This is a genomic window from Pseudomonas sp. GW821-FHT11G12 (assembly GCF_058808055.1).
Genome location: NZ_JBXARH010000003.1, coordinates 120,430 through 140,350 on the forward strand (window position 1 = coordinate 120,430; position 19,921 = coordinate 140,350).

The following is a 19,921-nucleotide window of genomic DNA, read 5'->3' on the forward strand; positions in this document are numbered from 1 at the left end:
GTCTGAAGTGTCCATCAGATACCGCGAAGTACCGGGCCGCTCACCCTAAAGCCCGACCCTCACCGGCTCGCCGGTTTCCTGACGTGACAAGGCAATCAGTTGCTGGTTGCGCTCAATACTGCGTTCAACCTCGAGCATCTGCACCGCCTCCTGGTACGCCGCGCTGGTGACGTCTTCGTATTCATCCTCAAGTCGCTGCAGTTTTTCATCCGAACTGCGCTTGAGCGCGCCGAGTTCATCCGGGTACTTCTCGGTCAGGTATTGCACCCAGTAATCACGGCTGATCAGTTCCTCATAAAACCCCTCGCCTTTTTCAGCCTTCACCACCGCCGCGCGAGCGGCTGCCAGATCCTCGCCCCTGATCGGCCGGGCAAACCGCATGTGGCTGGGTTGCCCAGGCAATAGCAGGCCATCCTCCCAGCCGGAGGTCAGGCCGATTCGATACTGCAGGCGCACTTCCGCAGGATCGGCGTGACGGTCCATGCTGCGCGCCGCGAGTTTTTCCACCTCACCCAGGCGAAACAGTTGTCGCGACAAGTCGAGCAAGGCGCGCCCCTTCGCCGCAAGACCTGGCTGCAGGTGTCGCAAGGCGTTGTACTCATACACTTTGACCTCGATTTCGCTGAGCGCCAGTGTGCGCCCGTCGACGCAGGTCGTGTGCGTGGTTGCCATGGAAAACAGCGTATCACGCAGCTCCTGGCTGCCATCGGCCGCCTCGACGACTTCCCAGACCCGTCGGGTCAGGTCGGCGCGAAACACCCGGAATTCCTCGGTGTCCGGCATCCGCGACAGCAGATGGAAGAAGGCCTCGTTGTCGGGCTCGACTGCCAACCGCTGCCACATCGCCCGATAACGCAAGGCGTCTTCCTGGGGGATGTTTTCAATCCATGGTGTCACTTGCTGCTCAAGGACCGCTTCGGCGAGCGCCGGAAGGACCTCATCGGGTTCACTGTCGATCCTCAGGTCTTCGTCATCGCTTTCGGTGGTGCTGTCCAGATCGTCGATCATCCGGTCGATATCGGCATACGTCATGCCCAGCGCATCACGACGCCCATTCGCATCAGCGTACTCGCGCAGCCGAACGAGACTTTGCTGCGACATTTCGTAGTTTTCCGAAAGATTGCTGCCGGCAATCAGCGCAGCATGGCTGCCGTCATACAGCTGCGTTGGAATTGACGATATTTCGTTGTTGCTCAAGTCGATCGCCTGCAAGTGCGGGGCTTGCAATACTCCCTCCGGCCAGCCCGTGAGCAGGTTGTCGCGCAGATCCAGCCGCTCCAGCCGCCCGAGTCGAGCGACACTGAACGTGCGCAGGCTGTTATGGCTCAGATCCAGCCATTGCAATTGGGTCAACCCCTCAAGCGTTTGAGACAGCGCTGCAGAATCCGCAAGGCCGGTGAACGACAGTTCCAGTCGCGCCAGCCGACGCATTTGCCCGACAGGTTCGGGGATAACCGGCAAGTGGTTGCCACTGAGGTTGAGTCGGCGCACCTGTGTGAATGCCCTGAGGAACGCATTGGAGCCATCGGTGGAAAGCTTGACACCCGCCAGGTTCAGGGTACTCACCGCAGGAAACACGTCCGTCAGCTCGGGCAGATTGCCTACTTGCAGACCGTCGAGGTTCAGCTCGCGATCAGTGACGCCATTCCAGTCGACCGTACCGTCCCGCCAGCATTCGATGATGCGCTGCGCAGCAATCTGGCGGGTGCGCGACGATACGGTCCAATCCATACCACGGGTTTCATGAGTGAACAGCCAATCGTTGAGGCGCCGCGTCAGCGACTCGAATGTCTGTTCCCATGCGTCGATTCGCGCACTGATCTGCACCTCGGTCAGCCCCGCGCCCTGCATCCGTTCGATGGCCTGTTGAGCCCGAGTGTTGTCGTACTGCGGGCACAGGCGGCGCAAGCGCGCACCCCATCCGGCCGGCCCTTCAACAGCAGGCAACCGTGGCGGCAACGGCAACAGGCGCCGAGCGATGACCGAACCGCTTTCGGTGGGCGGTGTACGGTGACGCGGTTCCTCCAGCGCAAAACGCTGCAACGATCCGGGGGCCAGGCCTCGGGCGCCTTCGATCCTCTGCCGCGCAGTGGCGAGAGCGGCTTTGGCTTGCGGGTTCAACGCGGTGCCGGTCAGGCTGGTATCCAGCAACAATGCATCACGCGCCAGCAGCGTATCCGGCAGCGAGGTCAATTGGCTGTCGCTGAGATCCAGCCAGGTCAGTTCCGGAAGATCCTCGGCACCGGCCGGCCATTCGCGCAGGGCCGTCGAACTCAGGTCCAGCGCCATCAGGCGATTCATGCCGCGCACGTCGATACGTTCCAGAGGATTATCGTGCAGGTTCAGGGTTTCGAGCGCCGGCAGATCGCTCGGTTCCAGCGGCAGTTCGGTCAAGCCACAATGGCTCAGGTCGAGGGTATCGACCCCGCGGAAGGTGCGGATGAAACCGCGCAACTGTTCGACCGGGGCCTGCAACCCGGCCAGATGCAGGCTTCTGACGTGGCTGAAACCTTCAGCAGACAAGACCGGCAGACTGTCCACGGGAGAACCCAGAATATCCAGCACCGACGGATCGGTGGGCAAACTGACGTACAGGTTGAAAAACACGCTTTCGGTGCGCGCGCCGTAGCGCTGGAACAAGCCACTGCGCCAATTGCTCCGCAAGGTTTCGGCGACTGCCGAGCGTGCGGCGCCGCCGTTGGCGATGGTCGGTTCGGAACCGACCCACTCTGTCAGCCGGTTGAGTTCGCTGAACTGTTCACTCAGGGCTTCGATGGCGACGAGCCGGCTCCCGGCATCTGTCCATTGCGTCTTGAAACCATTGCTCAGGACATCGAACAGGCTGGACTCCATGCCGACAAAACGCTTGAGCTCACCGCGACAGTAGTCGGCAACCATTTCGTCCAGATCGATCAGATGCCGAGGTTGACTGCGGACGAATTCGTAGATCGGTTTGAACACCCGGCGCGGGAACTTCGACCAGTCCAGCGACAGACCGGACAACAGTCGCTGATGACCTTCATAGATTTCCATCGGCAGCGCATTGATCGAGGTTGATCGCAGGTTCAGACGCTCCAGTCGTGGCAAATCCAGAACACCGCGCGGCCATTGATGCATTTGCGGGCTGCCGATTTCGAGCCTGCGCAGCTGGCGCATGCCGCTGAAATCAAGCTGCACCGGCACCACTGGGTTGGCGCCGCTGCCGGTACAGTGCAGCTCCAGCTCCTCGAGCCGGGTCAGTTCCCTGATCCTCGACGCCACCGCGCCCGTGAGGGGTGTGGCCAATTTCAGCAGGGTCATGTGCCGCAGTGTCTTCAACGTTGTGAGGACCTTGTCGAATTCCGCGACGCCGGCGCTCATCACCAGTTTTTCAACGTTGGGGAACGCTGCAAGCGTGTCACCCACTACCGGGGCGCGCAGTGTCAGTTCGCGCACGTGAGAGAAATCCGCCGTCAATGGCGGCAGCGGAGCATCACTGATGATCGTGAGGCGCGCCGCCTGAGCATTGTGTTCGGCCAACGGTGCGTTGCGCCAACAGTCCTTGATGTTTTGCGCCACGCTGACGAATTCGTCACGGGCATTGCGCAGGCGCAGGTTCTGCGACATCAGCCATTCATCAAGCGTTGTTTCCAGCTCTCGCCATTCGCTCATTCGATTGTTGAGCAGATGAAGGATCTGTTGGTCAGTCTTGCCCAGCCGCCATTGCTCAAGAATGAAGCCGCGGGCCTGGACGTCGGTCAATCCCGGATAGACATTCTGCACGTGCCCGATCAACACAGGGTCTGGCCCCGGCCCATCGCCGCTGGCGGGATAACCGAGCAGTTTGGGGGCAATGCGTTGCGGCGGCTTGAACCAGGGTTTCTCGGCGACGCCTGCGCGAAGAATCTGTGCCGACTGACTGCGCTCGGCAAGCGCCCGATCCATGATCGCGCCTTGCAACTCGACACTCTGCCCGACATTCGGCAGACCCAGCGCATGACGTGCCGGATCGGGCAAGGCATGCATCAACGAGGCGAAAAAGTTGTCGCCCCTGACCGGAATACTGTTAAGCGGCTCGCCTCGCTCATTGGCGGCTTGATAGGCGTCCCCGTACTTGACCAGATACTTGTGTTCGGAGGCCGTTTCGCTGCCGATGGCATCCAGCATCGGGCCGCTGATACTGCCCTCGCGGACTTCCAGACGCACGTCATTGGACCACCCCGGCAATCGTCCCAACGTCTGCAACGCGAGATGGCGGCTGTCGGCCGAGGCCATGGTTTCACTGCGCAATCCGGCCAGGGCCCGGCTCAAGCGCCCTGCTTGGCCATACCAGCGACCGAGTTCCTGTAAATGCAAGGGGACCTTCGATGCGCTGTCCAGCCGTGCCAGTTCCCCGGCATTGGCTTGCCCCAACACGGCTGCGGCCGCACGGTCGGTCAGACCGGGGATCACTCGTTGCAGCTTTGCTGTCCGAGGCTCTACAGGCTCGGTTCCCTTGAGCAGGCTGTTGAATAACGCAGGCTGACGAGCGCTGGCGAAGTCGGCAATCTGTCGGGAGAACTCCTGCGCCCGTGCCGACCGAACGCGTGCAGGCTCACCACCCAACAGGCGAATCGTCTCTGCTTCATCCAGCGCCGCGAGTATCCGGGTCGGCAGCTGACCGTTCAACACCTCGGCCCGGCTGATCCGGATCGGCGCCTTGCCGCCGCGCTTCGTCCCGTAACTGCGCGCCCTCCCCGAGAGTTCAGGGCTGTCGTAGATCTTCAGCACTCGTCCGAACGGCCAGCGTGGCATATCGGGAAGCAGCGCCAGCAGATGCAGAAAGCGACTGTCGATCGCCTGTGCACCGGCGGCCTGTCCGACGATCAGTCCGGCGTCACGCTCAGCGTTGAACAGGCGCATGGCGTCCGTCAGTTCCGGCGGCGGCAAGGCATTGTCCAGGTGCATCTTGCGCAAGGCGTTGTCGCTGACACCGGCGACATCGGCCATCGTCAGCAATTGTTCGTCAGCAAAGGGCTCGGTGCTGTGGCCGATGCGCCGCAACAGCGTCAATCGATCCCAATCCTGTGGGCGTTCCAGGGTATGCCGCCATGCGCCGGCGCCGTTGTGCGCCAGGGGCGGCTGATAGGCCTGCGGATCGCTCGGATGCTGGATGCGCCAGGCCTTGAGCGATTCGTCATAAGCCTGCTGGTAGGTCTTGCCGTCGAGCCGGATGCAGTTTTTTTCTCCGACCTCGAATTGCCCCAGCGCATTCGGCATCGCGTGCGGATCCAGCGTAACCGGACTCTCGTAGCCACTCAGGTCAGGCTTCCACAAACGGGTCGTGCCGTCGGGCAATTCCACCTGATGCAGGTTCTCGATGACCGGCACCGATCTGGCTGCCGTCAACCGAGCAAACCCCTTTCCCGCCCCCGCCATCAAGGCAATCAACGCGAGATTCTGCGCGACATCGATCAGATGGGCCTTGGCAGCCTTGCGATCACCTTCGCTCCACTCGATGGCGCCTTCAAAGGTTTCTTCGAACAGTTGCCCGGCCATCACTACCATCATCACTTCGCCCAGCACCGGCACGAACATCGAGACACCCATCAGCACCAGCATGCCGATGTTCAACAACGCGGCGAACTTCTCCGAGCGCACCCTGGCGTCGACATCCGCCGTGGGCACGGCATGGCTGCGGGCATCGGCGATCAACCGCTCACGATGCTGCTCGAACTGGTAATTCCACAGGTCGACATTGTCCGACCAGATCCCGCCCCCCTTGCGAGACAGGTCAACCGGGTTCAGATACGGCTCAGCATTCGGCACCTGTTCGATCGGCGGCGCAGGTGGCAATTCGCGGATCCCTGTCAGCGCGGCGTTGATCGGGTTGAGTGCCTTGAAAAACTCGTTGAGCAGCGGCTCGTAGGGCGCCAGCCTTTGCGTGAACGTGCGGTTCGGCGTGTCGTCGGTGAACTGGCCGAAGTAGCGCGGCCGGTCGGCATAGGCGACGAACTGACTGAAAAAGCGCTGGTAGGCATTCGGTTCGGCGGGATGAGTTTGAGTCGCGTCGCGTGCGGTAAACCGCTGCTTGAACATCGCTGCGATTTCCAGCCCCTTGTAGCGTTTGAGCGGGTGGTAAGGATCACCCGGGATATACAGGATCGAGTCGTCGCTGTAGCGATACTTCTCGCAGATTGTGAACATCACGCAGCCAGTCATGCGCCGGCCCATCAGGCCCAGATCACGGAACCAGATCTGCCGACGGCCCTGACGCGGTACCAGTTCACCGTTGAGGATCGAGCGAATCGAGGCGTAGTCTTCGTGTCCGATATCACCTTTGACCAGTGCCAGTTCGGCCGCCGCACGCAGAGCGGTTTTATGCGCGGCGACGAATTTGTCGCGCAGCACGTGTTCGGTCACTGCGTCCTTGGGGCGCAGGAAATCCCTGAGGTACGCCTGATATTTCGCCCCGATGTCCAGTGAACGGCACAGACCGGTGAATTGCTCGACCGTCAGGGGCGTGCTCAACGGCGCAAGCGTGCCGGGTGTCGAGGTTTCCCTGCGAAATCCCGAGGTTTCATGAAAGGCGCCACGTTTACATTCACGATCTTCGAAGTTGTGCAGGGCCGCTTGCAGCAATGGCAGTTTCAGGACTTCGAAGAAATCGATGTCGATGGCAAAAATCCCCAATTCCACCGGTTTGTTCAGCAGCAGCCAGGTCTTGTTGAGGTCCAGCGTCACGTTGAAGCGGTCCTTGAGGGCCTTGGTCAGCAATGGCGCGGCGAAGCTGTCGATGTCCTGGAAGCCCGACATGGCTTTGTCCAGGCGAGCCTGGGCAGCGAGGCTGGCAGTCACGGCGTCGCCCACCGCCTTGCGTTGATCGCGCGAGGCGCGCCTGTACCAGTCGGGCGTGGCGTTATCGGCACTTTTCAGCCCTTCCCGCTGCTGAACCGGTGCGTTGATCAACCAGTCGGGGCTGGCCTGCTGGAGGAAACCGGCGTGCAGACTTTGCGTTACAACCGGCCCGGGAGGCGGTGCAGCCTTATCCGGCGAAGGTGGGGTGAGAGGGATTTCGGGCATGATTCGCTCCTTGAAATGGAGCGAAAGCAGACCATGGCGAACCTCCGTGGCTGCGGTACATATGTCTCGCAGTACGGCGTCTTGTCAGCGGAAATGTCAGGCTCGAGCGGCGCTATCTTTCCCGCGCAAAGGGACTAATATTCGAACGCCCCGCCTTGAATTTCCAGGAACCCGGACATGCGTTTATCCGAATTCATCAGGCAACACGCGGATCACATCGTCGAGGAATGGGAGCAGTTCGCCCGTACGATCACGCCGGCGGCCGACAATATGGATCAGACGGCGCTGCGCGACCATGCCAAGGCCATCCTGCTGGCCGCCGCGCGGGACATGGACACCGCACAAACCGCCAGCGAGCAAATCGCCAAGGCCAAGGGCGAAGGCCCCGAGAAAACCCCGAGCCTGGACGAGGCCGGCGCCAGCCACGGTGAGTTGCGGCATACGGTGGGGTTCGACCTGGTGCAGATGACCTCGGAATTCCGTCACCTGCGCGCCTGTGTGATTCGCTTGTGGGTCAATTCGCTGCAGTCGCCGGACATGGCATATTTTCAGGACATGATCCGCTTCAACGAAGCCATCGACGAAGCGCTGGCGGAATCCACGGCAGCCTACGCCGAGCAGGTCAACCGCTCGCGCGACATTTTCCTCGCCATCCTCGGTCACGACCTGCGCGCGCCGCTGCAAGCGGTCAGCATGTCGACCGAAGTGCTGATGCGCAAAACCACCCTGGAAGGCGATGCGCTGACCTGCGCGCTGAACATCAAACACGGTGCGCGGCACATGGCGGCCATGGTCAGCGACCTGCTCGAACTGGTGCGCAGTCGCCTCGGCAAAAGCCTGCCGATCAACCCTGTCCCCATGGACCTGGCAGAAGCCGCGCGCCGGGCGATCGCCGAAGCCTGCGCCGGGAATCCGGAATGCGATCCGACACTGACCATCAGCGGCGATACCCGGGGTGCCTGGGATGCCGGACGGATTGATCAGCTGTTGCAGAACCTGATCGGCAACGCCTTGCAGCACGGCTCCGATCCCCGCGAGGTGAGCGTTGATCTGCGCGGCGACACCGACAACGTGTGCCTGAGCGTGCATAACGACGGCACGCCGATCCCCGAAGAGGCCATCGGCACGATTTTCGATCCGTTGGTACGCAGCGCCGACGAAGAACTCGGGCAACCGTCGACCAGCCTCGGCCTGGGGCTGTTCATCGTCAAGGAAGTGGTGACCGCCCACGGCGGGACGATCGAAGTCAGTTCAAGCGAAGCCGACGGAACGCTGTTCAGCGTGACGTTGCCCAGACAGGTTTGAAGCGCTACTCGACCACCAGCCGCGCCAGACGCTGGCGCAGCATCCGGTTCTCGGCCCGCAATTCCTTCACTTCTTCCAGCAGGTCCAGCGCCAGGGCGACGCCTTCCCATTCCAGCTCCAGATCGCGCCGCAGCTTGACGGCGCGTTTGGCCAAGGCCAGTTCGTAGTCAGTGAAGCGCCATTCCCGGGGCTGCGCGCCCTGAGGTTCGAGGATGCCGTGTTCGACGATTTCGATCACGTAGACGTCCGACAGGTCGGCCGCCTCACAGAATTCTGCCATGTCCAGTTGAACGATCAGGGGGCTGCTCATGATGGGCTACTCCGTCGCCGGGTTCAGAAGTTCTCTCGCGGGTTGAAGGCGGCTTTCTTCGCCAGTTCCTGCCACAGCGCCTTGACGTCATCGCCCGCAGCCTTCGGCATCACGGCCTTGAGCTGGACGAACAGATAACCGCGCTCGCCGGCCTTGTTCTGCAGGCCATGGCCCTTGGCGCGCATGCGCTGGCCGTTCTGGCTGCCGGCCGGCACCTTGAGGTTGATCTTGCCGGTCAGGGTCGGCACGGCCACTTCGGCACCCAGCGCCAGTTCCCACGGTGCCAGCGGCAAGGTGATGATCAGGTTTTCGCCTTCGACATCGAATTTCGGGTGCGGCGCGAAACGGATGGTCAGGTACAGATCGCCATTGGCACCGCCACCGATGCCCGGTGCGCCCTGGCCCTTGAGGCGGATGCGCTCGCCGTCGGTCACGCCCGCCGGGATCTTCACGTTCAGGCTCTTGCTGGTGTTGCTGACGTGCTGGCCGGAACCGTTGTATTGCGGCACCTGGAAGCTGATTTTTTTCGATTCGTTCGAAAGCGTCTCTTCGAGAAAGATCGGCAGTTCCAGTTCCACGTCTTGCCCTCGCCGTCCGGCGCTGCGGGATTGCCGGCCTTCGCCGCCACCGAAACCGGGGCCGCGATTGCCGAAGATCGAACTGAAGAAGTCCGAGAAGTCACCGGTGTCGCCACCGCCGCCACCAAAGCCGCCACGGCTCTGCCAGCCCGGTGGGCCCTGGAACGGCTGACCGTGCTGGCCGTAGCGGCGCAGGTCATCGTATTCGGCGCGCTTGTCGGCGCTTTTCAGCGCTTCATAGGCTTCCGAGGCATCCTTGAACTTGGCCTCGGCGTCTTTTTCCTTGCTGACATCGGGGTGGTATTTGCGCGCAAGCTTGCGATAGGCCGCCTTGATTGCCTTGTCGTCAGCCGTCGGCTCCACGCCGAGTATCTTGTAATAGTCTTTGAAGTCCATTGAAGGAGTCACCATCCGTTATCGATTTCGCGCCGCCGTCAGCATGCGCCGATTCGCGCGTGCCAGGTTGACCGATCTCAAACTTGTGACCGGGTGGCGCAGCAGAAGTTTATCGGCAGTGGACGGCGGTTCTTGCGACCGCCGGTATGTCTGCCGGCCCATGCCAGCAAGTTTGGGGCAAAGCGGCGACTTTCAAGCAAGCTTAGTCGTGAAATAGCAGATGACTGGCCTTCGAATCTGTCGCGCACTGGCATACACTGCGCGGCCGTTTTTTTGACCGGAACCGAAAGACCATGAAAGACGCCTCTCCAGCCCGTGCCTGCGGCATCGACTTCGGCACGTCCAACTCCACCGTCGGCTGGCTGCGCCCCGGCATGGAAACGATGATCGCGCTGGAAGACGACAAGATCACCCTGCCGTCGGTGGTCTTCTTCAACATCGAGGAGCGCCGCCCGGTCTACGGTCGCCTGGCGCTGCACGAATACCTGGAAGGCTACGAAGGCCGGCTGATGCGCTCGCTCAAGAGCCTGCTCGGTTCCAAGCTGATCAAGCACGACACCAGCGTCCTCGGCACCGCGATGCCGTTCAAGGACTTGCTCGGTCTGTTCATCGGCCAGCTCAAGAACCGCGCCGAAGCGGCCGCCGGTCGTGAGTTCGAGCAGGTGGTGCTGGGACGTCCGGTGTTCTTCGTCGACGACGATCCGCTGGCCGACCAGGAAGCCGAAGACACCCTGGTGGAAGTGGCGCGCAAGCTCGGCTTCAAGGATGTGTCGTTCCAGTACGAGCCGATCGCTGCGGCCTTCGACTACGAGTCGACCATCGAAAAGGAAGAGCTGGTACTGATCGTCGACATCGGCGGTGGTACGTCGGACTTCTCGCTGGTGCGCCTGTCGCCCGAGCGTCGGGGCATGGATAACCGTCACGACGACATCCTCGCCACCGGTGGTGTGCACATCGGCGGGACCGATTTCGACAAGCAACTGAGCCTGCAAGGCCTGATGCCGCTGTTCGGCTACGGCAGCCGCATGAAGAGCGGCGCGTTCATGCCGACCAGTCACCACATGAACCTGGCGACCTGGCACACCATCAACTCGGTGTACTCGCAGAAATCGACCCTGGCCCTGGGCAGCATGCGTTACGACATCGAGGACACCGGCGGCATCGACCGTCTGTTCAAGCTGATCGAACAGCGCGCCGGGCACTGGCTGGCGATGGAAGTGGAAGAAACCAAGATCCAGCTGACCCACAACGACAGCCGCCACGTGCCGCTGGACCGGATCGAATCCGGGTTGAGCGTCGAGCTGACCCGGGCCTTGTTCGAATCGGCGATCGATACGCAGCTGGAGCGCGTGCGCGGCAGCGTCACGCAATTGCTGGCGGACGCCAATGTGGCGGTGGGTCAGGTCGATACGGTGTTCTTCACCGGTGGTTCCAGCGGTATCCCGGCGCTGCGCAACAGCGTCTCGGCGATGCTGCCAAACGCGCGGCATGTGGAAGGCAACATCTTTGGCAGCATCGGCAGCGGCCTGGCGATTGAAGCCATGAAACGCTATGGCGTTTAAAGCCGCCCAGACGATGATCGTTCCCACGCTCCGCGTGGGAATGCCGCCATGGACGCTCTGCGTCCGCTGTTGAGGCTGTGACGCGGAGCGTCACGGGATGCATTCCCACGCAGAGCGTGGGAACGATCATTGCGGCTTCTAAACCATCCCGCCCAGCTTCAACTCACTCTTCAGATACGCGTAATAAATCGGCCCCGCCACCACCCCCGGCAGGCCGAACGCGGCCTCGAACACCAGCATCGCCAACAGCAACTCCCAGGACTTGGCACTGATTTGCCCGCCGACGATGCGCGCGTTGAGGAAGTATTCGAGCTTGTGGATAAAGATCAGGTAGCCCAGCGCGGCAATCGCCACCCAGATCGACAGCGACAGGCCGACGATAGTGATCAGCGTGTTCGACATCAGGTTGCCGATCACCGGCAGCAAACCGAGCAGGAACGTCAGCACGATCAGGGTCTTGGTCAGCGGCAGCTTGATCCCGAACAGCGGCAGGATCACCGCCAGGAAGATCCCGGTGAAGAAGGTGTTGAGCAGGGAAATCTTGATCTGCGCAAAAACGATATTGCGAAACGCCTGAACCAGCAGGTGCAGACGATCGAACAATGCGGCCGCCAGCGGCTTGCGCTTGGTGACGTCCGGTACGCGCTGCAGCGCGATGATCGCGCCGAGCACCATGCCGATCAGCAGGGTCACGAACATGTGCGCCGCGTCCTTGCCCACCAGTTGCAGGTCGGACAAGTGCTTGCTCAGCCATTCACCGATGGCCACGCGAAACTCCGCGGCACTGGCCGGCAGATAAGCATCGACAAACGGCGGCAGTTGCCCGCGCGCACGATCGACCACGCCCATGAATTTGTCGAGGGAGGCCCCGGGATTTTCCGCCTCGTGCAGCAGGAAACTGATGGCCCCGGCAAAGATCAGCGCCAGCACACTCACCACCAGCGTGCCCAGCAACGCCACCGCCAGCCAGCGCGCGCGGCGGCCTTCGATCAGCCGTTGCAGTTGTGGGGTGAGCATGTTGACCAGCTCGAACACCAGCAGCCCGGCCAGCAGACTGGGCAACAAGCGCAGCGGCAGCACCAGCAGCAAACCGCCGAAAATGATGATGCAACTGACCCAGAACACAACATGACGCTCAGAAAACGTTGGCATACAGCCTCAAAACGAACGGCGTAAAAGGATTGGCAGTCTGCCAGCGATCCAGCGCCGAAGCGAGCGGATGCCCTGCCGCTCGCTGCGATCTGTCGATCTTATTTTTTCTTCAGGCAATCACTCATGAAGGTTTTGCGCGCATCGCCGGTCAGGGCCTTGGTCTTGGCGTCGGCATTACAGGTTTTCATCTTTTCCTGCTGCGGGGTCAGGGTCTTGGCGTCGTTGGCCGCCGGCGCTGCCTTCAGGCAAGTGCTCATGAAGGTCTTGCGCTCATCGCCTTTCAGGCTCTTGGCCGTGGCGTCGGCGTTGCAAGTGGTCATCTTGTTCTGTTGCGCCGTGGCGGCAAAACCCTGGGAGCACAGCAGCAGACCGATCATCAACAAAGGGACACGCAACATCTTCATGGAGTTTTCTCCTTGTTGCCGCATCGATGGAGGCGGCCTCCGGCTGAGTGTAGTCAAAGCTTGTTACACCTTCCTAGTCTCCAGATGGCTACGCCGGTATTGTTCCGGCGTACATCCGGCCTGCCGCGCAAACATGGCGATGAACGCAGACCCGCTGCTGTAGCCGAGATCGAAGGCGATTTCCTGCACGCTGCGCGAACTCTCCAGCGCCTCGATGGCCGCGAGATAGCGCAGCCGCTGACGCCATTCGCCGAAACTCATCCCCAACTCCCGCACGAATTGCCGGGCCAGGGTGCGCTCGCTGACATGCACCTGCGCCGCCCAGTGCGCCAGCGGTTCATTGTTGCCGGGCTCGGCCTGCAGGGTTTCGAGGATGGTCAGCAACCCGGGACTGCTGGCGTATGGCAGATAACACTGATGAACCGGCGCCTGCCGCAACTGATCCACCAGCACCTGGGCCAGGCGCTGGTCGGCATCGAACGCGGGGATCTTCACATCCCGGGCGGCGAAGTCCTTGAGGATTGCCTTGAGAATGTCGCTGATCGCCAGGGTACAGGCCTGGGCCGGCAAATCCGCGCACACCTCGGGCGCCAGGCACACCGCCCGATAATTGACCGGCTGATGACTGTAGAAACTGTGCTCGACCTGCGGTGGCACCCACACCGCGTACTGCGGTGGCGACATGAAGCGGCTGCCGTCGACATCCATGTGCAGCACGCCGTGGGCCGCGTATTCCAGCGTGCCCCACGGATGGCGGTGCGGCGCGGCGTATTCGTGGGCGTTGAAGTCGGCATAGCGGAAATACACCGCCGACGGCAGTTCGCTGAAATCCAGCAGATCGATGTGTTTACTGTTCATGCTGTCCGGAATCAGAGGCAGGTTGTCCGGTTCGCAGTATAGGCCTGCATCCAGACAGGGGATAATCACCGTTCATCAACGTACTGGTTTCTCTTCCCATGCAATACGCGTTTCCCCTGCTGGCGATTTTCATCTGGGCCGGCAACACCGTGATCAACAAGCTTGCCGTCGGTGCGATCTTCCCCGCCGAAATCGGCTTCTACCGCTGGCTGCTGGCCGGTTTGCTGTTTACCCCGTTCATGCTCAGGAAGGTAATCGCGCACTGGCCGCAGATCCGCCCGAACCTGGGCAAGATTTTCATCCTTGGCGTGCTCGGCATGGCGGTCTATCAGAGCCTGGCCTACTTCGCCGCGACCATGACCACCGCCACCAACATGGGCATCATCCTGTCGCTGATGCCGTTGATGTCGCTGGCCATGGCAATCATCAGCCTCGGCCAGCGCCTCACCGCCGGCGCGCTGGTCGGTGCGGTGCTGTCTTTCGCCGGTGTGCTGGTGGTGGTGTCGTCCGGCAGCCTCGGCGCGCTGCTGCAACACGGGGTGAACCTGGGTGACGCGATGATGCTGATCGCTACCCTCGCCTACGCGATCTACAGCACCCTGCTGAAAAAATGGCAGCTGCGCCTGCCGCCACTGGTGTTGCTGTACTTGCAGGTGCTGGTGGCGGTGGTGGTGCTGTTTCCGCTGTACGCCGTGTCGCCGAAAACCGGCCTGACCCTGCAGAACATTCCGCTGGTGCTGTACGCGTGCCTGCTGGCCTCGATGCTCGCGCCGCTGGCGTGGATGCAGGCTGTGCAGCGTCTGGGGCCGAGTCGGACCACGCTGTTCTTCAACCTGCTGCCGTTGATCACCGCGCTGATTGCCGCGGTGGTGTTGAAGGAACAACTGGCGATGTATCACCTGGTAGGCGGTTTGCTGACATTGGGCGGGGTGATTCTTTCCGAGCGCTGGACGACCGTCCTCGGCCGCTCCCGCACCCCGAGCGCCGCCTAGACCCCGGCGGCTTTCAACCGCGCCGCGTGCTCGACAAACAGCCGCACCGGGTCCGCGCCTTTGCCGACCAGTCCCAGTGACTGGTTGACGATGTCGAAGTGATCCATCGGGTAGTCATCACCGATGACCGTGCCCAGGTGCGAGCTGTAGCGTCCGACCATGCCGTCGCACTGCCCCGGCTCGCGCACGAAGGTCTTGGCAAACAACCGGCAACTGCGATTGGTACCGTCGAACAGGTTGCCGCCACGGTCGGTCTTGCCCGGCTGCAAGGTGCCGGACCACGAGTAATAACGCACGCCGTTGACCTCTTCCGGCCCCTGCCCGCCCCAGGTTTCCGGCAAGCCCTGTGGATAACGCTGGTTGAACAGCGCCACGCCTTCGGTGGTCAGGGAATGGTGTGAGGCGTGGATATCCACCGGCAGTTTCGGCCCGTGGTAACCGGTTTCCATGAGTGCCATCAACCAGCCGACAAAACGCAGCAGCGCCTCAAGAATGCGGCCCCGGGCACTGTCTGCCGGATAGTGTTTCGCCAGATAGTCGGCCAGTTCCGAACCGTGATTGGGTCCGGCCACCGACGTCACCGACGCCACCAGATCCGGGCGCTTCGCCGCCGCGTAACGCGCCGTCAGCGAGCCCTGGCTATGGCCAAACAGATTGACCTTCGCGGCGCCGGTCTCGCGCAGGATTTCATCGATGCGCGCCAGCAACTGCTCGCCACGCACTTCGGTGGAATTGAGCGGCGACACCTGCACCGCAATCACCGTCGCACCACCCCGGCGCAACGCGGCGATGATCCCGTACCAGTACGGGTACAGCACCAACCGGATAAACCCGAGCATTCCCGGCACCAGCACCAGTGGATAACGTGTGGCCGAATCCTGCGACATGGGCAGACATCCCTGTGGTCGGTGGGTGGATGCATGACGTGCAAAACGCCCGCCAAGCATCCTCCTCGATGATGACAACTCCACGACCAGCCTACTTCAGCCCCACCACCCCCGCCACAATCAGCCCCACCGACAGCAACTTCACCAGCGTCAGGCTCTCGCCCAGCAACGCAAAACCGAGAAACACCGTGCCGAGCGAGCCGATGGCGGTCCAGATCGGGTAGGCGATGCTCACCGGCAACTCGCGCATCGCCAGGGTCAGGAAGTAAATCCCGCCTACCGCAGCGACCACGGTGATCAGCGACGGCCACAGCCGGGTGAAGCCCTCGGCGTACTTCATGCCCATGGCGAAGGTGACTTCGAACCCGGCGGCAATCAGCAGAAACAGCCAGGCCACTCAGAACGCCCGGGCCAGGTCGAGCAAGCGCTGCTCGGCCTCAGCCACCGACACCGCGAAGGTGCGTTCGGCGGATTCCTCGCCCTCGGCCGCGACCACCGTGACGTCGTTGATGCCGATGAAACCCAGCGCCGTACGCAACCATGGATCGGCGTGGTTCAGCGCCTCCAGCTCGCCACCCGGGCCGAAACCGAAACCGCCGCGACTGGTGACGATCAGCGCTTTCTTGCCGCGCAACAGCGGCGTGTACTGGGCGATGCCATTGTCCAGGGTGTGATCGAACGTCAGGCCCAGGCGCACGATCTGGTCGACCCAGGCCTTGAGGCCGCTGGGCACGTTGAAGTTGTACATCGGCGTGGAAATCAGCAGCAGATCGTGCTCGAACAACTCGCCCACCAGTTGATCGCTGAGGGCCAGATCGGCCTGCATCGACAGCGGCCGTGCTTCAGGCTCCGGGTAAAACGCCGCCGCGACAAACGCTTCATTCACCGCCGGGATCAGCGCCCGCCCGACTTCACGGCGGGTAACCTGAGCCTGTGGATGACGGACTTGCCAGGCGCTGAGAAAACTTTCCGCCAGGCGCCGCGAATGGGAGCGCTCACCGCGTGGGCTGGCATGGATCGCAAGAATCTTGCTCATCTGAATCTCCTTGGGACTAGACTTGAGTGGCTGCGTGGCGCCAGATTGCTGCCATTCAGTCATCGCCTCAAATGAGCAAAAATCAGTCTGGCTGAATTGATTTCATCCATGGAGTTTTCATGTTCGCTTCATTGCCGCTGACCGCCCTGCGCGCGTTCGAATCCGCCTCACGGCTATTGAGCTTCAAGGCTGCCGCCGAAGAACTGGCGGTGACGCCGACGGCGATTTCCCATCAGATCCGCTCGCTGGAGGACTGGCTCGGCGTGGCGCTGTTCGAACGCCTGCCGCGTCAGGTGCGACTGACCGAGGGTGGCGAGCGGCTGTTCCGCAGCCTGCATGGGGCGTTTCTGGAGGTGGCGCAAAGCGTTGACACGCTGCGCCCGCAGCGCAGCGGCAGCAGCCTGACGCTGTCGACCACTGCCGCCTTCGCCGCGCTGTGGCTGGTACCACGACTGGGGCGGTTTTACGCGAAACACCCGAACATCAACGTGCGTCTGGACACGCACTGCGAAGTGATCGACCTGCATCAGGACGCCAGCGTCGATCTGGTGTTGCGCTACAGCCTCGACGATTACCCGAACCTCTACGGGTTGTGCCTGTTCGATGAGTCGTTCGGCGTGTACGGCTCGCCGGAACAGGTGGCGCTGGCCGCCCGTCGCACCCCGGCGCTGATCAGCGTGCGCTGGCACAACTCGAAGTTGTATGCCCATGGCTGGGAAGCGTGGTGCGCGCAGTCAGGCGAGAACTGGTTGAATCAGCACCCGGCCGTCCGCGAATACGACGAAGAACATTACGCGCTGCAAGCCGCCATTGCCGGGCAAGGGCTGGTGCTGGCGAGCAATATTCTGGTGTCGGAGAGCGTCGCCAGCGGTCTGCTGGAGCCGTACAAGGGCGAGGTGCAGGTCGATGGTGCCGGCTACAGCGCCCTGTGCGTTCCAGGGCGCGAGCGACATCCGCCGGTGAAAGCGTTTTTTGCCTGGCTGCGCGAAGAGGCGCTGCTGTCGGGACTGTCGCCGCGATCGTAGCCTCGGCCCGAGGCTACGATCATTGGCGGTTTATCGGGTGGGTTTGACGGTCACCGGCGCCTTGCCTGCCTTCATCTGCTCCAGCAACGGCGCGCACTGATTCGGCTCGCCGCCGCTCGGCGCCACCAGCGCCAGCAGCCCCGCCGCCGGTGCGGCGATCACGCCCAGCGCCACCATGCCGGCCCCACGCAGGATCAGCGGCACCGCTTTCACCCCGGCATCAGGTTTGATGAACTTGCCGCGCACGTACAACGGCGAACGCAGGGAGATCAGGCGCCAGCCCTTGGATTCCGGGGTCACGGTAAGGTCCAGTTGCTCGGTGGCCATGTTCGCGGTGCCGTCGATGTAGATGATCGCGTTCTCGGTATCGAAGACGAACAGCCGCGTGGTCGCCAGGCCAGTCTTGATGTCGAAGTCCGCCGCCGCGCAGTTGATCTTCACTTCCTTGTCGCCAAAGACTTTACCGACCACGTAGTTGCCGACGTTGAGGCCCGCCAGTTCCATCAGCTCACGACTGATCGCGCCGTCATTGATCAGCATCTTCAGATTGCCGTTGGCACCGCCCAGCAGCTTGGCCACCGAGTTGCCGCGACCGCTGATGTCGGCATCGCCGTTGAGCTCGCCGAAACTGGTCTTCATCGGTTCGAAGGTCGGGAACAGTTGCTTGAGCTTGAACTTGCGCGCGGTCAGTTTCGCCCGGCCTTCCAATGGTTCAGTGCGGCCGTTGAGGCGGATCTGCGCATCAAGGTTGCCGCCGGCCACGCCGAAGCGCAGCGGCTCCAGGCTCAGTTCGCCGTCGTTGAGTTTGAGATGGGTATAGAGGTCGGTGAACGGCAGTTTCTCGCTGTGGACGATGCGTTTGCCGGTGAATTCGACGTCGGCGTCCATATCGCGCCAGCGCTCGGTCTTGAACTCTTCCACCGGCAGCACTTTGTCCGCCGGTTGTTTGCTTTCACCGCCGCGGGCCTTTTGCTTGTCATTGGAGTCGGCACCGATCAACGGTGCGAGGTCGGCGAACAGCAGTTGATTGGACAGCAGCGCGCCACTCAGCTTGGGCCGTGGCTGACTGGCGACGTAGGCGAGGTCGCCGTGAATGTCGCTGCCGCCGATCTTGCCGTTGAACTGTTCATAGCGGAACTGCGCGCCGTCCGGCTCATGCAGTTTGGCGATCAAATGACCGTCGGTGGCGTATGGCGGTGTATCCGGGAGGGTGACGCCGGTCAGCGGATAGAGATTGCCGAGGCTGGCGCCCGCCAGTTTCAGGCGCAGGTCGAGGGCGCCCAGGTTCAGTGGATCGGTCAGGGTGCCGGCGAGTTCGATGCTGGTGTCGCCGATCTTCGCCTGGGCCTGCAGCGGGAACGGTTTGGCCGCGTCCTGCAAGGCCAGCAGGCCGCCGATCTTGCCCTGGCCGGCGAGTTTCTGACCGTGGTACTGGCCGGTGACTTTCAGTGCGAAAGCGTAATCCTGCGGTGCACCGCCTTTTTCCAGCGCGGTTTTCGCCGCTTTGTCGCCGACGATTTCGCTGAAGGGAATCGGTTTGCCCAGCGGATCGATCAACAGGTCGAGGTTGGTCTTGAGGGTCTGGTCGTCCAGAGTGACATGGCCCTTGTCGAAACCGATGGCGCCGATGTCCACCACCCAGCTCGAGGGCTCGGCATTCGGGTCCTTGGGATCGAATTTGAACGTCCAGTTGGCGCGGCCATCGGCCAGGCGCTGCAATTGGGCGTTGGGTTCAGTCAGGTCGATACGCGGGATCGTCACCCGTTGTGCCAGCAGCGCCAGCGGCGAAATGCGCAGTTCAACCCGTTTGAGGGTGACCATCTGCGGCTGCTTCGACCAATCCGGGTTGCCCAGGGTCAGGTCTTCGGCCACCACATGCGGCCACGGCACCCAGGCGCGCCAGCCGCCCTCGTCCGGCTCACGCTGCCAGACCACGGCGAGGTTGCCGTTGATGGCGAACGGTCGGTGCAATTCTTCCGAGACTTTGGCGTTGAGGGGCGGTTTGATCCGGTTCCAATCGAAGAACACGATGATCAGGACCAGCACCGCCAGCAACAGCACGAGGGTGGCGAAGGTCCAGGCGAAGATTTTACGCGTGCGCGTCATTGCACAAAGCTCCTGAAAACGACGGCGGATCGACGCCGCTGAAACGACGGGCCTGATAGGGCCCTCATGAAGTCTACGACTGACAAACAGCCCGCAGGTTTAATCGAAAGCCCCATCAGGGCCAAAAAACGGTCGCCATTCTGACCGATCGGTCGAGTCGGCGTTACCGGCCCCGCACTTTTGCGAGGCGCAAGTGGGTGGAAAATACCCACTGCGGTGCAAAACCGCTCGCCTGAAACGCCCGAGCTAGAGCCTCCCGAGCGAACAAT

Annotated in this window: 14 protein-coding genes; 4 read left to right on the forward strand and 10 right to left on the reverse strand. The window is 62.2% G+C overall.

Features of this window, described 5'->3' with window-relative positions:
- Nucleotides 1-45 precede the first annotated feature (45 nt).
- Nucleotides 46-7,041: an NEL-type E3 ubiquitin ligase domain-containing protein gene (locus AC1RR7_RS11915; protein WP_493157514.1), complete on the reverse strand. Its 6,996-nt coding sequence runs from the start codon at nt 7,039-7,041 to the stop codon at nt 46-48.
- 177 nt (nt 7,042-7,218) lie between these two features.
- Here AC1RR7_RS11915 and AC1RR7_RS11920 point away from each other — a divergent pair, with 177 nt between their 5' ends.
- Nucleotides 7,219-8,346, forward strand: a complete 1,128-nt coding sequence (locus tag AC1RR7_RS11920) for a sensor histidine kinase (RefSeq protein ID WP_273536880.1) — start codon at nt 7,219-7,221, stop codon at nt 8,344-8,346.
- Between the two features lie 4 nt (nt 8,347-8,350).
- Here AC1RR7_RS11920 and AC1RR7_RS11925 read toward each other — a convergent pair whose 3' ends face one another.
- Together AC1RR7_RS11925 and AC1RR7_RS11930 are read right to left on the reverse strand one after the other, a co-directional pair.
- Nucleotides 8,351-8,656 (reverse strand): chaperone modulator CbpM, encoded by a 306-nt coding sequence (locus AC1RR7_RS11925; protein ID WP_096819778.1) that lies wholly within the window; start codon nt 8,654-8,656, stop codon nt 8,351-8,353.
- Between the two features lie 23 nt (nt 8,657-8,679).
- Entirely contained in the window at nt 8,680-9,630 is a 951-nt protein-coding gene (locus AC1RR7_RS11930; RefSeq protein ID WP_096819779.1) for a DnaJ C-terminal domain-containing protein, read from the reverse strand.
- A 293-nt stretch (nt 9,631-9,923) separates the two neighbouring features.
- Here AC1RR7_RS11930 and AC1RR7_RS11935 point away from each other — a divergent pair, with 293 nt between their 5' ends.
- The gene (locus AC1RR7_RS11935) at nt 9,924-11,192 is read left to right on the forward strand and encodes an Hsp70 family protein (RefSeq protein WP_273536877.1); all 1,269 of its coding nucleotides are present in this window, start codon (nt 9,924-9,926) and stop codon (nt 11,190-11,192) included.
- 138 nt (nt 11,193-11,330) lie between these two features.
- Here the strand turns inward: AC1RR7_RS11935 and AC1RR7_RS11940 are convergent, their stop codons facing one another.
- From AC1RR7_RS11940 to AC1RR7_RS11950, 3 genes are all read right to left on the reverse strand, one after another.
- Entirely contained in the window at nt 11,331-12,344 is a 1,014-nt protein-coding gene (locus AC1RR7_RS11940; protein WP_096819781.1) for an AI-2E family transporter, read from the reverse strand.
- 98 nt (nt 12,345-12,442) lie between these two features.
- The gene (locus AC1RR7_RS11945) at nt 12,443-12,748 is read right to left on the reverse strand and encodes a PsiF family protein (protein WP_025111807.1); all 306 of its coding nucleotides are present in this window, start codon (nt 12,746-12,748) and stop codon (nt 12,443-12,445) included.
- Nucleotides 12,749-12,811: 63 nt separating this feature from the next.
- Nucleotides 12,812-13,606: an AraC family transcriptional regulator gene (locus AC1RR7_RS11950; protein ID WP_102620224.1), complete on the reverse strand. Its 795-nt coding sequence runs from the start codon at nt 13,604-13,606 to the stop codon at nt 12,812-12,814.
- 98 nt (nt 13,607-13,704) lie between these two features.
- On the opposite strand from AC1RR7_RS11950, the gene AC1RR7_RS11955 reads away from it, so the two are divergent.
- Nucleotides 13,705-14,598, forward strand: coding sequence for a DMT family transporter (locus AC1RR7_RS11955; RefSeq protein WP_096819783.1), 894 nt, complete (start codon nt 13,705-13,707; stop codon nt 14,596-14,598).
- Here AC1RR7_RS11955 and AC1RR7_RS11960 read toward each other — a convergent pair.
- From AC1RR7_RS11960 to AC1RR7_RS11970, 3 genes are all read right to left on the reverse strand, one after another.
- Nucleotides 14,595-15,485, reverse strand: coding sequence for an alpha/beta fold hydrolase (locus tag AC1RR7_RS11960; RefSeq protein WP_493065798.1), 891 nt, complete (start codon nt 15,483-15,485; stop codon nt 14,595-14,597). The two genes, AC1RR7_RS11955 and AC1RR7_RS11960, sit on opposite strands and share 4 nt — an antisense overlap.
- Before the next feature lie 91 nt (nt 15,486-15,576).
- Nucleotides 15,577-15,882: a DMT family transporter gene (locus AC1RR7_RS11965; protein WP_007950617.1), complete on the reverse strand. Its 306-nt coding sequence runs from the start codon at nt 15,880-15,882 to the stop codon at nt 15,577-15,579.
- Nucleotides 15,883-16,521, reverse strand: coding sequence for an FMN-dependent NADH-azoreductase (locus AC1RR7_RS11970; protein WP_493065799.1), 639 nt, complete (start codon nt 16,519-16,521; stop codon nt 15,883-15,885).
- Between the two features lie 119 nt (nt 16,522-16,640).
- On the opposite strand from AC1RR7_RS11970, the gene AC1RR7_RS11975 reads away from it, so the two are divergent.
- Nucleotides 16,641-17,546 carry a LysR substrate-binding domain-containing protein gene (locus AC1RR7_RS11975; protein ID WP_273538381.1) on the forward strand — a complete coding sequence of 302 codons (906 nt, stop codon included), beginning with the start codon at nt 16,641-16,643 and terminating at the stop codon, nt 17,544-17,546.
- 30 nt (nt 17,547-17,576) lie between these two features.
- On the opposite strand, the gene AC1RR7_RS11980 is transcribed toward AC1RR7_RS11975, so the two are convergent.
- Nucleotides 17,577-19,652, reverse strand: a complete 2,076-nt coding sequence (locus AC1RR7_RS11980) for an AsmA family protein (RefSeq protein ID WP_493071289.1) — start codon at nt 19,650-19,652, stop codon at nt 17,577-17,579.
- Nucleotides 19,653-19,921 lie beyond the last annotated feature (269 nt).

Excerpts from the sequence above, each read along its gene's own strand:
- AC1RR7_RS11925 (WP_096819778.1), bottom strand. The coding sequence starts at position 8,656 with ATGAGCAGCCCCCTGATCGTTCAACTGGACATGGCAGAATTCTGTGAG.
- AC1RR7_RS11930 (WP_096819779.1), bottom strand. The coding sequence starts at position 9,630 with ATGGACTTCAAAGACTATTACAAGATACTCGGCGTGGAGCCGACGGCT.
- AC1RR7_RS11955 (WP_096819783.1), top strand. The coding sequence starts at position 13,705 with ATGCAATACGCGTTTCCCCTGCTGGCGATTTTCATCTGGGCCGGCAAC.
- AC1RR7_RS11980 (WP_493071289.1), bottom strand. The coding sequence starts at position 19,652 with ATGACGCGCACGCGTAAAATCTTCGCCTGGACCTTCGCCACCCTCGTG.
- AC1RR7_RS11960 (WP_493065798.1), bottom strand. The coding sequence starts at position 15,485 with ATGTCGCAGGATTCGGCCACACGTTATCCACTGGTGCTGGTGCCGGGA.
- AC1RR7_RS11945 (WP_025111807.1), bottom strand. The coding sequence starts at position 12,748 with ATGAAGATGTTGCGTGTCCCTTTGTTGATGATCGGTCTGCTGCTGTGC.
- AC1RR7_RS11975 (WP_273538381.1), top strand. The coding sequence starts at position 16,641 with ATGTTCGCTTCATTGCCGCTGACCGCCCTGCGCGCGTTCGAATCCGCC.
- AC1RR7_RS11950 (WP_102620224.1), bottom strand. The coding sequence starts at position 13,606 with ATGAACAGTAAACACATCGATCTGCTGGATTTCAGCGAACTGCCGTCG.
- AC1RR7_RS11915 (WP_493157514.1), bottom strand. The coding sequence starts at position 7,041 with ATGCCCGAAATCCCTCTCACCCCACCTTCGCCGGATAAGGCTGCACCG.
- AC1RR7_RS11935 (WP_273536877.1), top strand. The coding sequence starts at position 9,924 with ATGAAAGACGCCTCTCCAGCCCGTGCCTGCGGCATCGACTTCGGCACG.
- AC1RR7_RS11970 (WP_493065799.1), bottom strand. The coding sequence starts at position 16,521 with ATGAGCAAGATTCTTGCGATCCATGCCAGCCCACGCGGTGAGCGCTCC.
- AC1RR7_RS11940 (WP_096819781.1), bottom strand. The coding sequence starts at position 12,344 with ATGCCAACGTTTTCTGAGCGTCATGTTGTGTTCTGGGTCAGTTGCATC.
- AC1RR7_RS11920 (WP_273536880.1), top strand. The coding sequence starts at position 7,219 with ATGCGTTTATCCGAATTCATCAGGCAACACGCGGATCACATCGTCGAG.